The following is a 15,606-nucleotide window of genomic DNA, read 5'->3' on the forward strand; positions in this document are numbered from 1 at the left end:
TATAGTAATAACCAACACAAATCTCTTTAGATGTACAATTCTAAACGGCTAAAACAGCGCCTTGTAAAAGAGGGGCCTACTCATATTTTTTTGCTCATTGTATTAATAGGAATTCTACCAGCGGTTGAAGATTTTTCACTTTTTGCAGTTTTCGGTTTTTCTATAGCCAAATTCCGTATTCATGAAGAGGTTGGATTGCTATACTCTATACCGTTGTACCTTATCCCTGTGGGGTTAATTTTAATGATGGGCGGTAAAAACTATTATCGGATTTTGGGTCTGTTACCAGCTTTTTTTGCAGCATATATACATTTGTTGCTGGGCTCAGAAGAGATTTCTCTTGAAAAATACCAAACACTAATTAGTACTCTTCATTTCTTATGCTATAAAATCGCATTTATTTATTTTATAGTGAAAGGAAAACTACGTTCTATACCTTTTTTCATTACACTTTTATTGATTTGGATTTTACTGGATATCCAGCATTTAATTTTGTTTCTAACCTATACGATTCTTGTTCGATTTTTATACCTGGCGATCAAGCAAAACATTACGATTTTTAAACAAACGGGATTCAAAAGAACCGGAATTCTTACTTTGAAATCTTTTCTGTATTGGTCTCCGTTATTAATTTTTATCATACCGGCAGCTATATTCAATACTAAAATGAATAAGGCTTCAATTGATCAGCTTTATGATAAGACTTTTATCATGTCTACGAATGAAAGTAGAAAATATAAAAGAGGTCAATTCGAAAATGATCTTGAGTTTTCTATAGAAGCTGAGGTAATTTGCATGCACGAAGCCATTGAAAAAGGGAATAAACAGATCGTTGGTATTGTAAGAAGTAAGACCGATGATATGCCTACCCAGGTCGATGATGTATTTAAAGGTATTTTTAGACCTTCTTTACCAGAGATGGCACCTGTTTTTAAAGAAGAAGATTGTGGCTTTTGGGGCAAACTCAATTTTCCGTGTCAGGCAAAAAACAGTGCAAAAAGGAGTATCAATACATCATATATAGCCCAACGAAACGAAATGAGAGGTGTTTTGGTAGGAGAAGTTAAGAAATCGGCTAAAGATATTCAAGATGGAGTAGAAGGTTCTACAGATAGCGTTAATGGTTTAATGCGAGAAGAAATAGATACTATTATAGAAAAGCTCAAATTTACTATTCAATCAACCTTTGATACCATATTGTTTATCAATCTTCTTTTGGATATCGCTTTTGGGTTTTTAATACTGAAGAGTTTTTTATATGTATTCTCTAGAGTTGCTTTTTCATCAGATGACGAAAATTATGTAACGTTGTTAGAATCTGATAGCAATACCTCTAAAGGAAAACTACATGAATCTGGAAATCAATATACGATCGATCCTGTATCGACAAAAGAAAACTATTTTATCTCGCGCTCCTTTGAGCCGAGCGGTAGGGCACCTAAGTTCTCTTTACCTCAATGGAAAGCTGCGGTTTTGGTAAGAATATTCACCAGAAATTATGCTATGAATAAAGTGGTTATGAAGTCGAGATCAGAAGCCGTTCATTTTAAAGCGATGGGTAGTCATGAATTTGTTGAATGGGATATCAAAGAAGGAGAGGAGGTTGTATTTCATTTTAAGAATTTTGTGGGTATGAGTGAAGGGATTAAGATTTCGGCAGTAGTAAGTCTTAGGCTAACCTCTCTACTATTTGGCCGGTTGATATTTACCACAGCAAAAGGACCGGGAAAATTAATTTTACTAACCAAAGGAGAACCAATAACAGCGGGTCATGTTAATGCCAATGCAAGTATTGCGACAAGTAGGATATTAGCCTGGCAAAAAAACACACGTTTTAATGTAGAATCAGAGTTAAATCTAATTGATGTGTTTATGAGCGGAATCTATCTCAAAAAGAAAGAAGATGACTTAATCCTTATAGATGCAGACGTTAAAGGTCCTTCTAAAAATGGGATAGTTCGGTTTATTAAGAATTTTTTATTGCCAGTATAAAATCAACACATAATTTAAGCAAGTCGTATACTAGTTTTATGACTTATTTACGGCATACAGTAGATGTGTTTCCGAATCTTTTGAGGTGTCCAGCATAACAGCTATTGTACTGGTTTTAGATTCAAAAATATGAAGCGTTTTATTTTCTCCCTGTTTTTCGGATTTTATGTTTGAATAATCAACCATAAACCTGGATAGCATTCGTAAAACATATTTTTGATCATTGGTCAAATAAGTAACTTGTCTAGAGTTTTTATTGATTCTTACACCATAATAAAAACCATCTGTTTTTTTCCAGTTATAGAATATGTATTTATTATGTTCTTCTTTAACTTTTAAAAAACCTCTTGCCTCTAAAAAAGTTTCAAGCTCTGGCAGATCTTCAACACTTGATAAACTAGATAAAGTAGCACATTCTTGCTCTTTTAGATACTGGCCAAAGATGTTTCCTGAAATAAAAAATAAGATAAGACCGATAATTAATGAATGTTTCATATTTCTTCAATTTAATTACAATGTACAGATTAAAAGGTGTTTTTTGACACCTACAAAGAAACTCTTTTAACCCGTTGTGCATTTAGATATTTTTTAACCAAACTCCGTCAATTCGAGTGCTTCGACTTTAGGAGAAGTGTATCGAGAATAGGATTATTGGTTAAAAAAAGCTATTCTCGATACCTACCCATCCGGCAGGCGGGCATTTTGTCTTCTGTCATCTCGAGCGAAGTCGAGAGGTCATTATGCAAAATACTCGAATTGACGCTTTTCTTGTAATTATTTTCCTAAATGCACAACGGGTTCTTTTAGTTTATTATTTCTAATAACTCACTATAGTTTGAGATATTGTAATTTGAATATTTAGATTTTTTCTGCCCTAATTTGGATACCTGAATTGTATTTAGCCCAAGTTCATACCCCGCTTTAATTTCTGATTCGGTATTGTCGCCAATGATAAATACAGATTTTTGATCAACACATTTTTGAGAGAGGATTTTTTCGAATATTCCTTTTTTAAAAATTCTATTGGGATCAAGTACATTATCAATGTATATATCAGAAAATTCTTGCGTGATTCTTAAAGATTCGATTTTAGCCTTTTGTAACTTAGGAAACCCCGTAGTTACCAATATTTTATCGGATGTGATTTTTTTGATATGCTCAAAGTCTTTAAACGGTTTGATATCTAATGAGTAGTCTGTTTCATTAATTAAATCTGAAAACTCTTTTATTAATTGATTTCCAAATTCATACTTATTTGCTACAAAATCAAATGGATATTTCCATAATTCTGCTATTATTTTGCGAGTGGTAGTGGTACTGTACTTTTGTATAGATATGATCTCAAATTTTCCTAAAATCGGTTCCATTGATCCCTTTCCCATGGTTTTTGTTTCAAATATCGTATCGTCTAGATCAAAAATCAGCAATTTGTCCATTTGGCTTATGGGTTAGTAAGTTTTCGATCTTCACGAATCTCACCAATGTGATAATACGCTATAATCTCTTCAATCAAATTATTTTTAAAAATGTACCATTCACTCACATCTAAAACAAAATCGCCCTGAGTCGCAGTATAACGAACACAAGCGCTATCATTATTATAAATTTCATCATGTATATCGAAGTGATACCCTAAAAATTTATCTTTATTCGCTTCTACTAAATCTGTATATGCACTTCTTCCTTCTATTGTACCAAAGGGGCTTGTGTGCTTAAAACTATCTGATATAGGTAAGTCTAAGAAATCCCCTTTTTCCCATTTGTCGAACCAATTTTTTACTAATGCTTTTGAATCCATTGTGACATTATTTTTTCAGTTTTTATTGATCAAATACTTTTACTCGATAATCGAGATTTAAATGCTCCGAGGCTTGCCTCGAAATCAAAATTATTTTCCAACCAATGCCTCGCGGGTTTGCCCCGAGGTGGTTTACTGATTTTAAATATTAAATAGCTCCATTTTTGTATACCTCCAATGCTTCGTTCATAATCAAATTGATTGTAGCGATTGGTAAATCTTTGTTAGGATCCACTCTAAAAATTTTCATTCGAGATCGATTACCTGTTTCTAACTGAGGGTGGTGAAGGTGTTTTCCTGCCACCATAAGAAAATAGGGCTCATCACTTTTTTTATCTACCCATAAGTAACAGAATATTTTTTCTTTATAGCAAAAACAAGGCATTCCATATTTTCGTGTTTCGGTAATTTCTTTGTCATAATTAAGAAGAATACTGCGCATGGTCAATAAACAACTCTTATTGGGTTCTTGCTTCTCAAAATAGAAATTATCTGAAATATTCATTATTGTTGTTGATGTTTTTATACTTGTAATATCCTGTTATTGTATGGTCCTGGGTGGATAAAAATCATGAACCTCTATAAAATTTATTTTGATTTAGTTTTCCATCTGGTTTTTTTCCATTCTTTCTGTTCTTCGGCAGAAAGAAATGTCCAGGCTACAATTCGAGTAGACTTATTTCCGGTTCCCATAGGAATGGTTTTAATCTGTTTAGCTTTAAATTTCTCTAGCAATTGATATATTCCTTTTAAATTCGATTGTTTTGACACCAAAGTTGAAAACCAATAACAGTTTTTGGCAAATTCTTTACTTTGTGTGATCATATTGGTGATGAACTTAAATTCTCCTCCTTCATATATGAGTTCATTACTTATTCCCGCAAAATTAAGTTGAGGTGTTTTTACTTTTTTTCCTGATAAATTCTTAATTTTTCTTCGAGTTCCTTTTTGAGCATCTTCAGCCGAAGAATGAAAAGGAGGATTACAAATAGAGATATCAATTTTATCTTTTTGGTCTATGATTCCACGAAAAATGTTTTTGGAATTCTCTTGTAATCTACACTCAATCTTACCTTTAAGCGATACATTAGAATTGACAATATGTTGCGCCGAAGCAATCGATTTTTGATCAATATCAGACCCAATAAATTTCCAGCCGTATTCTGTAACTCCAAGTATTGGATAAATACAGTTTGCACCCATGCCAACATCAAAACAAGTAATTTTATCTCCTTCGGGAATTCTGCCAAAATTGCTTTCACGTAATACATCAGCAATATGATGAATGTAATCTGCTCTCCCGGGTATTGGCGGACATAAATTCTCATCAGGGAATTCCCAGTTTTTTATACCATAATAATGGTTGAGTAATGCTTTGTTGAGAGTTTTTACGGCCACTGGATTTGAAAAATCAACAGAGTTTTCGCCATGTTTATTAGGCTTTAGGTAATTCTTTAATTCGGGATTAACTTCTATTAATGCGCTTAAATCATATCGTTCTCGGTTTTTGTTTCGAGGATGTAACCTACTTTTTTCTTGTTGATTTTTTTTTGATAGCATGATTTAACTTTAGGAATTTTTCAAAGATAATGGTAACTAAATTCATTTCTAATTTTCTTTCCACTTCAAACGAAAAATTACATGATTATCACAATTTTAAACGTTTACTATTTTGAAAACGAAGCTTTATATACGCAAAGGATTACACCTGGTTGTTATTCATCACTTATGAAAGACATTATGTTATAATGCATAATCTCTAATCCTTTAGCTTTTTTCTGATATTTTCAGAGCTATTTTTCCTCCAATCCATGCCATAGGAATATAAGCGATAGCAATGTCTATTATTGCAAACCAAGTTGGCCCGGGGAGCATGTAATTTACCATAATGCCTCCTAATAAAAACAAACCACCAATGCTCAATGAAAATTTCATTTTGTGACTTGCTGCGATCAAACCTGCAATTGTTGCACCAACCAGGGTCCCCAGGGCGTGGGCCAAAAATGGAAAAATAAAATATTCAAATTCTAAAGCAGGCATGACAGCCGCTAAAGCGTTCATGTCATTGGGGTCAATGCCTTTTATAGGCAATACCTTATGACCAAGTTTAATGAGCCCCATATTGATAATACTACCTCCTAACCATCCGGCAATAACCGCTAAAATATTTTTAATTATAGAATTCATAGTTGTTCTTTTAGATCGATTGGTATTTTTTGTACTTGAAGAATACCCAAACACATAGTAAGTAGGGGAGAACAAGTGATGCACTTTGCGGTAAACTACAGGCCTTTTTTCAGTTTTTTGATTTTACAATTTACATTTTTATCAACTAAAAAAGGCAAACACTACAAAAAAGGCGATTAATTTCGAACCCGAAACCAATCGCCTTATTGCCCATATACTTTGTTGGTCACAGATTTTATGACTCAATTTTAGAAAATTCCTGACTTTTAAAATTGAATAACCGTTTTACCAATGGTTTTACCAGATTCCTGCATTTCATGTGCTTTTTTAAGATTGTCTACAGTAAAGCCATCCAAGGTGGTGGTCAATGTCGTTTTTAGCGTACCAGTATCTAGCAAATTTGCTATTTCGTTTAAAATCTGGTGTTGTCTATCCATATCATTTGTAGTGAACATAGAACGGGTGTACATAAATTCCCATGAAAAAGACACACTTTTGGTTTTGAGTAAAGAAAGGTTCAATGGCTTGTTACTACCAGCAATGGTAACGATGTGCCCTTGTGGCTTGATAATTTCTACTATAGTTTCCCAATAATTATTTATATCTACGCAGTCCAGAACATAATCCACTTGGCTATAACTGATTTTTTCCAGTTCGGCTTTCAGGTTGTGATGATTTACCACATGATCTGCTCCTAGTTCTTTACACCAGTTTTCAGATTCTGGTCTTGATGCCGTTGCGATTACTGTGAGTCCAGCCACTCTTTTTGCTATTTGTATTGCCATAGAGCCTACACCACCTGCGCCTGCCAAGATCAAGATTGTTTTTCCTTTATCCGTTCGAGAATCAACTTTAATTCGGTCAAAAATAGATTCCCAGGCGGTCAATCCGGTTAAGGGAATGGCTGCTGCTTGAGCTACAGTTAAATTTTTAGGTTTATGGCCAACAATACGCTCATCAATGAGTTGGTATTCTGCATTACTGCCACTACGGGTAATATCTCCGGCGTAGTATACATGGTCTCCTTTTTTGAATCTTGATGTTGTATCGCCTACAGCTTCCACGGTTCCAACGGCGTCCCATCCAATAATTTTGGGTGTATCGAGTATGATGTCTTTTGCTGCACTTTGCCTAACCTTGAAATCTACCGGGTTAACCGAAATTGCCGATATTTTGACTAAGATATCATACCCCGTAGGATTAGGCTTTTCAGTATTAAATTCAATAAAACTATTCTTTTCGGTAATGGGAAGAGATTGTTTAAATCCTATTGCTTTCATAATTTTTTATTTAATGGATCATACAATTGGATTGTATACCCTTGTTGCATTGATTCTAGAAAACTTATATTTTTGTGTTTCGAAAGTGACTATACAAAATATAGTTACAAAACTAAATATAGTTTAATGACTATGCAATAACGGTCAAAAATGATAGTATGATTTTTTTTGCTAAAAAAGAGAAAATATGCATTGTATAAATGGAAAAAAATATCCTTGCTGCACTAGTGTAACCATGGGAATTATTGGAGGAAAATGGAAGACAGTAATTCTATATCATTTAATAGAAACACCTTTACGATATAGTGAATTGAGAAAACAAATGAAAGGTGTAACAGAACGAACGTTAAGTTTGCAATTAAAAAAACTGGAAGAAGATGGAGTAATCGAGAGGAAAGTATACACTACGAAACCTCCTTTAAAAGTTGAATATTCCTTAACAGATTTCGGAAAAACACTTATTCCTGTTTTACACTCTATTGCAGATTGGGGAGATTTTGTTGTTGAAAATTATGCAGAAACAGGTATTTAAGTTTTGTTTTTTATACATGAAGCAAAACATTTTTTATGTAAAGAGTTGTCAGTTTTATACAATATTGTATTGCGTATAATTTGTACGTTTGTTTTAATAGTACATTCGAATATATATAATTTATTTTTATAGTTTGTTTAGGCTACTAGAGTGTTTATGAAAAAGAAAGAAAGTGGAACTAAAAGAATTAAGAAACCTTGGCCAACTAAAGATGCTATGGAACAGGTTTATGAAATGAAGTTTTGGGGTGCTAACAATTCTGATTTTTATTCAGGTGTAGGATCACATCATCCTGAAATAGTAAATCCATATATTGATGTTTTAACAGCATTCTTAACATCTTTTAAAAATCCTCTTACGCTATGTGATTTAGGTTGTGGGGATTTTAATGTAGGAAAAAAATTGGTGAAATACACTACTCAATATGTCGCTGTAGACATCGTGTCGGACCTTATAGAGTATAATAAGTCAACATTTAAAGAAGAAAATTTAGAGTTTCATTGCTTGGATATAGCAATAGATGATTTACCTTCTGGAGATTGTGCAACATTGCGACAAGTACTACAACATTTATCGAATGCAGAAGTACAGCGTATATTGAGCAAATTAACTGATTTTAAATATGTTATTGTAACAGAACATGTGCCTGAAGGAGATTTTATACCCAATAAAGATATTATTTCGGGGCAAGGCACTAGACTAAAGAAACAAAGTGGTTTAAACCTATTAGCTCCACCATTTAATCTTAAGGTAAAAGAAGAAAAACAATTATTATCAGTTATTTTAAATGATCGTAAAGGGGTTATAGTTACTACATTTTATAAAATTTTTTAAATATATTCATGCCAATACACTGGGTTGTAATCAAATGTTTTACAGCGTTCCTTATATGGTACATTCGTTTTATTTTAATTGTATATGAATATGATCATCGTGTCTAACTGCTCTGCAACCATGATAACGGATTTTACTATCAACTAAATTCATTCTTTTCTTTAAGTGGGGTTCAATGAAGAGCTTTCCTAAATTTCTGTTTTTCAAGATACTTCTTATAAGCATTTTGGTTCCTTTTTCTGAGAAAACCAATTTTTTATTGATCTTTCCAAAAGTTACATATTTAGGATAATCATATTGAAAATAACCACTTTTTAGGCACTTATGGCTTTGATTATATTCATTGGATTTAGGGTCTTCAAATACTCCATATCCACTTATTGATTTTTGTTTATCAGTTATTTCTCCACTTTCGGCCTCATAAATCAAACTAATGTCAATTTTCTTTCCATCATTATGACTTAGATGCGGAAGTAGAGGGAATTTGTTTATAAATGGAAAATTTGCATCCAAATAATGGATTTCAATATTCGATGCATTCAATTCTTTTTCCGCTTGTAATAATAATTCATTTAATTCTGGTCTAACATAATTTCTATTTAGAAACACAGTCATATAATTTGTTGGTTGTATTCGGTCTGTATGTTTTACCTTTTCCCGACCAAAAATTGGAGCAACAATAGGAACGATAAGTAATGTTGAAATCACATAAAGCCCTGTAAAAACGATTAGAGGTTTAAATCTCGAGTTCCATTCCCATTTTTTTATGAGTACGAGACTTAATAAATAAACAATCCCACCAATTTGAGTCACTATAGTTAGAAAGACAAACAGGAGTATTTGAGATATTATTTTCAGTATAATGTTCAACTATTTGTTTTTAATTTTTCTTTTCTGCGATTGTAGGCAGTATACTTTTAGTAATTATGTTTTGAAATTCAATATCGTCCTCATCAGGAATAAAATGCCTTGCATTTTCAATAGATTAAAATATTTTTGGGCCAGTATAAAGTTTGTCTGATAATCTTTTTGACCAATAATAATCTTAAATAGGCCATAATAAGCAACTATTTAGTGGTATAGCTGTGTGCCATTTTTATATCTTTTTGAACTTTTTCTAATGCTGTCAATAATTGTTTTTCAATTGATAGTAAATCAGTAGTCATTAGTTTAACTGAGCCAAATACATCAAACACCTTCGTTGATGAGTTTAAGCTGAGTATCCTATCAAGTAAGGATTTTCCGAATTCAGAATAAGCTTCTTGACGTTTATAAATTTTTGAAATAATTTGGATTAGCTCAATATCGTATTCCTGTATTATTCCGCTTATTTTCACGCTTTCAAATGCTGTGTTTTCAATATCTGCTAGTCTAACACCATTCCATCCTTTAATTTGATTATGCTGAAATTTTTTATTTCTCATGTAATTTGCAAACATATCTTTTTCTGTTAAAGTACTTGCTAAACTATCCATATTGGATTTAATCAATTGATGATACTCAATAGACTCCTCAAGATTACTTTTATTATTTTCTAATTCTATAAGTATATAATTTATAGACTTTTCTTTTTCTCTTTTGATTTTCTTTTCATTTTGTAGGTCACTTGTATAAATTCCAAGAAAGACACCAAACGCAACAATTAAAAACTCTAATATATATTTGAATATACTTTTTGTAGATTTCTTCACTTTATCTTTTGGTTTAAATAACACACGACGTTTAATACATTGGTCGTAGCCGAGCAAAATATTACTAAGCTATCGACATGTTTGCACTGATTTTTTAATGTATTCACTTTAAAATCTCTGCGCCATCACAAATATACAAGAACCATTGAGGAATTACTTAACTGCTGCGACATCATACTTCATATTTGCAACAGTTAGTATTCTTTCGTAGTAATTAAACTCCCGTTTTTGCCAATAGTGAATTTATGGATCTTACATCCCCGTTTAGATTATTACAGAGCTACTCTTTGTTATTTTTTACCAGTGAATGTTGGTAGGAAGATGTCTTTCATGATAGCAAAAGGTACTTTATCCTCCTGTGAATTATATGCACCTCCGGTAAATACTGCTACCATATCCAGTTCTGGAAAAACCATGATATACTGTCCTCCGTTTCCAGTTGCTGTTTTTGAAACAACTACTTTTTCATTTATCTTAAATGGAATATTCCACCAAAAATAGCCATAGTCAATTCCTGTAATTTTTGTTTTTGATGTTGTTGATTCTTCAACCCATTTTTGGGAAACAATTTGCTCATTGTTCCACTTTCCGTTGTTGAGTATCAATTGTCCAATTTTTGCCATATCCCGTGATGTCATATATAATCTCTTTCCTGAAGGAATAACTTCTTTATCAGACGTATGTCCCCATTTTAGGTTGTTAATCCCCAACGGTTTGAACAAATACATTTCTGCGAACTTACCGATTGTCATTCCTGAAGATTGACTAATTATTTCGGCTATTAAAATGGCACCCATTGAACAATAATTTGAGACCTTTCCAGGTTTATTAACCATAGGGAGATCTAGTGTATATTGAATCCAGTCCTTTTTTCTATAAACTTTATCTTCTTGCCCTTTAGAATTTTTATCCCAATCATTGCATTCAAATCCACTTGACATTGCTAAAAGGTTGGCAATAGTTATCTTTTCTTTTCTCTTGTCAAGATTTTTGGTGGGTACGTGACTTTTAAGATATTTCGATATTGGGTCGTTAACGTCATCCACAAATCCTTTATCAATAGCAATTCCCATTAATATCGACCTGATACTTTTTGTTGTTGAACGAAGGTCGTGAGGTTTATCTATTGAGTTTTCATTGAAATACTCCTCAATAATTAATTCGTTGTTTTTTACTAACAGAATGCTATGCAATTTATTTTTTCTGTTCTGTAATTGGCTAAATAATTGATAGACCCTTGTTGTATCTATATTATGTGATCGTAAATTGTTCGTTCTCCATCCATCATCGAGTTCTTTCGGTTGGGAATATAGATATGTACCTTGTCCATAGCTTATTATACTCGTCAATAGGATGAGCGTTATTAGTATTGCTATGTTTTTCATAATAATGGGTAACGTGTTCGTGTATGGTTTCGTTGCGTTAGCACTAAGATAGCAAATAGGAGCGAACCCAATATTCAGCAACTAGGAAATTCAGGGCAATGAACTATGCAGGTTGTTGTAGTATGTTTTTTATATCCTTTCCAAATAAAATTACAGTAAATCCAATTAGGGTTAAAGAATATCCAAAAACTAATCTAAAGGGTACTGGTATAATATGCCATAAAATGAGAGTAGCTATGAAAAGAATACCTATTCCGATTTTTTCTTTGTTTATGTAATTCAGACTTAAAATGAGCAAGCCAAGATTGAAGACTTTTGAACTTGGTCCTATAGTAATAAATGTTTTCCAGATTGATGGAACTTGGGTAATATGACTCGCAAATTCATTACGCATTTCTGCGTTAGGAAAGCTCCAGAATATAAAGTCCAGCACACACATGCCAATCATACAAGCTATTCCAATTAGGGTTAATGGTATTCCAATAAAACTAAAGATTTTTTTAGGAAATGATACAACTTGGGGGATCAGACACACCACTCCAACTAACAAAAACCAATGAGCAAAATCAATTGGTTCCTGACTGTATACAAAATCATTGCCCTGAGCTAATAATAGCTGACCTGTTAAAAGGAAAATTAGACCGATAACAAAAAAAATCTTATGAGTCATATTGGTTTTATTTATGTGTTAGTTGTACTAAACTCCTTTATAAGATATTATGGGCGATAGATTGTTACACTTTTTTCGAAAAAATTTGATGATTAATTCGACAATTTTATATTCAAGATTAATATTAATGTGCTATAACGGTTTGTATACGTTTCAGTAAGTGGAATTGTCAGTAATGACTATTCGGCGTTTTGGAAGAGATCTAAAGATATTGTTTTGAGTTAAAATGTCAAACACTTATGGAGTTTATACGTTGTTAAGAACTATGGTTATTTAGTCCGCAATCCTTTTTCTACATATTTCCAAACACTCGGGCTATTTGGATCTCCATATTTGTTTTCACCTACCCATATATATTCGTTGAAACTTTCATCAAAGATAATCTCTCCATATCTTTCGTGATAATCATTTGAATCTGAATCTGAGTTATGTTTTATCGTCAGTTTACGTTGTGTCGAATCCCAAATTAGAATATCAAATAGAACCTCATACCAATTGCTAAACATTGAAACCATTTCAAATTGATTTTTTTTAGAATTATAATGAATGTACCAGTTATACGTCCTTTTTTTACCACTTGATGAAATGGCGGAGGCTTTTAACTCAATATAAGTACTGTCCAAAACATATCGTCCAATCCGAGTGCTTTTTTCCCACCATTTTTTTTCCTTGTTATCCTCTCTCACGTTCCATTCTCCAATTAAAAAATCTAAATCCCGAATATTCCTTTCCTGAGCAATAATATTTCCTGATGAGAGGAATAATGTAAAAGTCAAAAAAGCCATTTTAAAGAATCTTTTTTTCATAATATAATCTTTGATTGTTGCTGGCGGTTTGTGTATGATTAGTTGCGGAAAATCAGCTAGGATTTTTCGTTGTGAGAATAAAGATAATTAATTATACATGTTGTAGTGCGCTGTTTACTAATTTATTAACCTTTTCACAACCACGCAACTATTCATAATTTATAGTTCAATATTAGAAATGCCAACCTAACTTTAAGGATATTTCAGGGATAAATAGTTTAGTTTCAAACGTACTTTCATCAACAACAATGTCTTTATCTCCGGCGATTCTTAAATGCCCTGCCACCCAGGGATTCAAATAAAGATTTTTGTAAAATTTCCATACGTAACCACCACCGGCGGTGAATATTGTATTGTTATAATTTGCAGTATTTAACTTAGCGTCGGTTTGTATCTTACCATCCCAATACTCTAAGCCGGTCCCTATCCACCAACCTTTAAAGTTGGGTTTGAAAAAGTAATCTACCACGGCTGCATAGGCCTTAATTTCATTGTTGGTAAAACCATCTTCAAGGATAAAGTTGGGTGTTTCAGCTCTTGCAATAATAGCCCGATATCTAAAATGTTTGTGACCAACCCAAATAGAACCGTAATATCCTCCGGTAATATATGGCAATGCATCTAATTCAAAACCTATTCTGGTATTTTTTGTCGATTGATTATCTGCTTGTCCATAAGTAAAACTAAAGAATAAAATATAACAGATAGATAAGAATATTGCTTTCATGATATAAATATATTTTTGAAAGCAAATTACTGTAGTGAATCTTTTTATGAAATGAGTTTTATCATATAACACCTTGTATTTTGATGGTATACAACGTTTTGTGAATATTTTCGTCGCGTGAAAATACGTGAGGATTTTCAGATTAAGAAACCAAAATAGTAAAAGTATGAGGAATTTATGATAAGAAATTCAGAAACAATGAACTGTACATGGTGTTGTACTTGCGTTATTTTTCTTTATTTCTAATTGATTTATTAAAAAGGTAGAGTGGAAGATCTAGAAATATGATCGTAACACGCACACTTACAATATTTAACTGCACTAATTTTAAACTGTACACCTCTTTGCAATTTTTAATACAAATCAGTACAAGTGATGTAATTCTTTGCCCTATAAATTTCGGAAAACCTATTGTATCAAAACAAATCAAATTGCTATATCTGAACAAAGTAAGTTTGAGTCGAAAACACATTAACTTACTGGTTTACTATCTAAATTTATTCCTTAGATTAGCATAAGTCATTTTTTTAAACTACAAACTAGAGTACATATTTTTAGCACTATTTTTAATTAAGAAGTTAATAGTGATTTGGGAATAGACCCAATCGGGTAACATAAAAAGAACGAAGATATGGTCTATCCTATCTTCGCTATGAATGATTAACGGATAGTATGAGTACTATCCGTTCAAATTTACATTTTTAAATTACCATTTGAGAACGTGACATCAGTTATTAGCTAGTCTGTATAAACTGGTCGATCAAACTGGCAATCGTTTGGGGCTCGTCTTCTTGTAGGAAGTGGCCGGCATTTGGCAACTCATATATTGGACTGTTCGGAAAGGCTTCCCTGAATATGGCCATATATAGTTTTGGAGGCAGACCTTTGTCTTTTAGGCCTTCGATCATAATGGTCGGTTTGCTTCTGGCGGCTTTTAGTTCATCTTCGTTAAAAGGATGCCATAGATCGTTACTGCCATTTACAATACTCTTGGGGAAAGCTACCGCTGCCCTTGTTTCTTCCTCGGTCTTAAAAGGCTCACTGTAAGCCCTTATCCAATCTTCGGTGATGTTAGATCTCTTTTCAAAGCCAAGGTGATCGGTTATCAACGATACCGTCGCGTACCGAAAAAGGTTCTTGACTACCGGATCAAAGGTTCCGTTTTCATATAGTCCGCCCATCATATGGAACCAAGGCGATGTACCGATACCTTCCACAATAATTTCATTTTCCTTATCCGTGCCCAATGGTAGAAGCGAGTTCATAACCACTATCCTTTTTACCAAATCTGGTCTTTGTTTTACCAGTCCCGAGCCAATGGGACCACCCCAGTCATGGAGCACGAGCGTGATATCTTCAAGATCCAGACGTGCTACAAACTCAATAAGGTTATCTATATGTTCCTGTAACCTATAGGCCTTGTTCTGTGGTGTCTCGCTTTTACCAAACCCCATGTTATCCGGTACTACGACCCTATATCTATCGGAGAGCAATGGAATCACCAGTCTATAGAGATATCCCCAAGTGGGTTGACCATGTAGGCAAAGCACCGTTTCACCACTACCTTCGTCTACATAGTGCATTTTAAAACCGGAAATTTGTTCATAATTCGCTCTGAACGGGAATGTGCCATTGAACGTTTCTTCTGCTTTAATCATTTTTTTACTGTTTTAATGTTAGAAATTATACTTGTTATAGTTTGAT

17 protein-coding genes are annotated in these 15,606 nt (G+C 33.1%); 3 read left to right on the plus strand and 14 right to left on the minus strand.

Annotated features, from left to right (window positions below; all coding sequences use genetic code 11):
* Window positions 1-30 precede the first annotated feature (30 nt).
* Window positions 31-1,992, plus strand: a complete 1,962-nt coding sequence (locus ABW637_RS19795; protein ID WP_367586460.1) for an AIM24 family protein — start codon at window positions 31-33, stop codon at window positions 1,990-1,992.
* A gap of 36 nt (window positions 1,993-2,028) precedes the next feature.
* Here the strand turns inward: ABW637_RS19795 and ABW637_RS19800 are convergent, their stop codons facing one another.
* From ABW637_RS19800 to ABW637_RS19830, 7 genes are all read right to left on the minus strand, one after another.
* A complete protein-coding gene (locus tag ABW637_RS19800; protein ID WP_367586461.1) occupies window positions 2,029-2,487 on the minus strand; it encodes a hypothetical protein in 459 nt (152 codons plus the stop codon).
* Window positions 2,488-2,795: 308 nt separating this feature from the next.
* Window positions 2,796-3,428 (minus strand): HAD family hydrolase, encoded by a 633-nt coding sequence (locus tag ABW637_RS19805; RefSeq protein ID WP_367586462.1) that lies wholly within the window; start codon window positions 3,426-3,428, stop codon window positions 2,796-2,798.
* A 5-nt stretch (window positions 3,429-3,433) separates the two neighbouring features.
* A complete protein-coding gene (locus ABW637_RS19810; RefSeq protein WP_367586463.1) occupies window positions 3,434-3,790 on the minus strand; it encodes a nuclear transport factor 2 family protein in 357 nt (118 codons plus the stop codon).
* Window positions 3,791-3,938: 148 nt separating this feature from the next.
* Window positions 3,939-4,295: a DUF1801 domain-containing protein gene (locus ABW637_RS19815; RefSeq protein WP_367586464.1), complete on the minus strand. Its 357-nt coding sequence runs from the start codon at window positions 4,293-4,295 to the stop codon at window positions 3,939-3,941.
* Between the two features lie 83 nt (window positions 4,296-4,378).
* A complete protein-coding gene (gene rlmF / locus ABW637_RS19820; protein WP_367586465.1) occupies window positions 4,379-5,350 on the minus strand; it encodes a 23S rRNA (adenine(1618)-N(6))-methyltransferase RlmF in 972 nt (323 codons plus the stop codon).
* 207 nt (window positions 5,351-5,557) lie between these two features.
* Window positions 5,558-5,977 (minus strand): hypothetical protein, encoded by a 420-nt coding sequence (locus ABW637_RS19825; RefSeq protein ID WP_367586466.1) that lies wholly within the window; start codon window positions 5,975-5,977, stop codon window positions 5,558-5,560.
* Between the two features lie 266 nt (window positions 5,978-6,243).
* Entirely contained in the window at window positions 6,244-7,257 is a 1,014-nt protein-coding gene (locus ABW637_RS19830) for a zinc-binding alcohol dehydrogenase family protein (RefSeq protein WP_367586467.1), read from the minus strand.
* A gap of 187 nt (window positions 7,258-7,444) precedes the next feature.
* Here ABW637_RS19830 and ABW637_RS19835 point away from each other — a divergent pair, with 187 nt between their 5' ends.
* Window positions 7,445-7,789: a winged helix-turn-helix transcriptional regulator gene (locus ABW637_RS19835; protein ID WP_367586468.1), complete on the plus strand. Its 345-nt coding sequence runs from the start codon at window positions 7,445-7,447 to the stop codon at window positions 7,787-7,789.
* Between the two features lie 156 nt (window positions 7,790-7,945).
* Complete coding sequence (locus ABW637_RS19840) at window positions 7,946-8,623, plus strand: methyltransferase (RefSeq protein WP_367586469.1); 678 nt, start codon at window positions 7,946-7,948, stop codon at window positions 8,621-8,623.
* A 69-nt stretch (window positions 8,624-8,692) separates the two neighbouring features.
* Here the strand turns inward: ABW637_RS19840 and ABW637_RS19845 are convergent, their stop codons facing one another.
* From ABW637_RS19845 to ABW637_RS19875, 7 genes are all read right to left on the minus strand, one after another.
* Window positions 8,693-9,493 (minus strand): hypothetical protein, encoded by an 801-nt coding sequence (locus ABW637_RS19845; protein WP_367586470.1) that lies wholly within the window; start codon window positions 9,491-9,493, stop codon window positions 8,693-8,695.
* 197 nt (window positions 9,494-9,690) lie between these two features.
* The gene (locus ABW637_RS19850; protein ID WP_367586471.1) at window positions 9,691-10,314 is read right to left on the minus strand and encodes a hypothetical protein; all 624 of its coding nucleotides are present in this window, start codon (window positions 10,312-10,314) and stop codon (window positions 9,691-9,693) included.
* Window positions 10,315-10,604: 290 nt separating this feature from the next.
* A complete protein-coding gene (locus tag ABW637_RS19855) occupies window positions 10,605-11,699 on the minus strand; it encodes a serine hydrolase domain-containing protein (protein WP_367586472.1) in 1,095 nt (364 codons plus the stop codon).
* 103 nt (window positions 11,700-11,802) lie between these two features.
* On the minus strand, window positions 11,803-12,369 hold the full coding sequence (locus ABW637_RS19860) for a hypothetical protein (protein ID WP_367586473.1): 567 nt from the start codon (window positions 12,367-12,369) through the stop codon (window positions 11,803-11,805).
* Window positions 12,370-12,638: 269 nt separating this feature from the next.
* On the minus strand, window positions 12,639-13,175 hold the full coding sequence (locus ABW637_RS19865) for a hypothetical protein (protein ID WP_367586474.1): 537 nt from the start codon (window positions 13,173-13,175) through the stop codon (window positions 12,639-12,641).
* A gap of 172 nt (window positions 13,176-13,347) precedes the next feature.
* Window positions 13,348-13,902 (minus strand): hypothetical protein, encoded by a 555-nt coding sequence (locus ABW637_RS19870; protein WP_367586475.1) that lies wholly within the window; start codon window positions 13,900-13,902, stop codon window positions 13,348-13,350.
* A gap of 734 nt (window positions 13,903-14,636) precedes the next feature.
* Entirely contained in the window at window positions 14,637-15,560 is a 924-nt protein-coding gene (locus ABW637_RS19875) for an alpha/beta fold hydrolase (protein WP_367586476.1), read from the minus strand.
* Between the last annotated feature and the right edge of the window lie 46 nt (window positions 15,561-15,606).

Source organism: Aquimarina penaris, assembly GCF_040786285.1.
Taxonomy (GTDB): Bacteria; Bacteroidota; Bacteroidia; order Flavobacteriales; family Flavobacteriaceae; genus Aquimarina.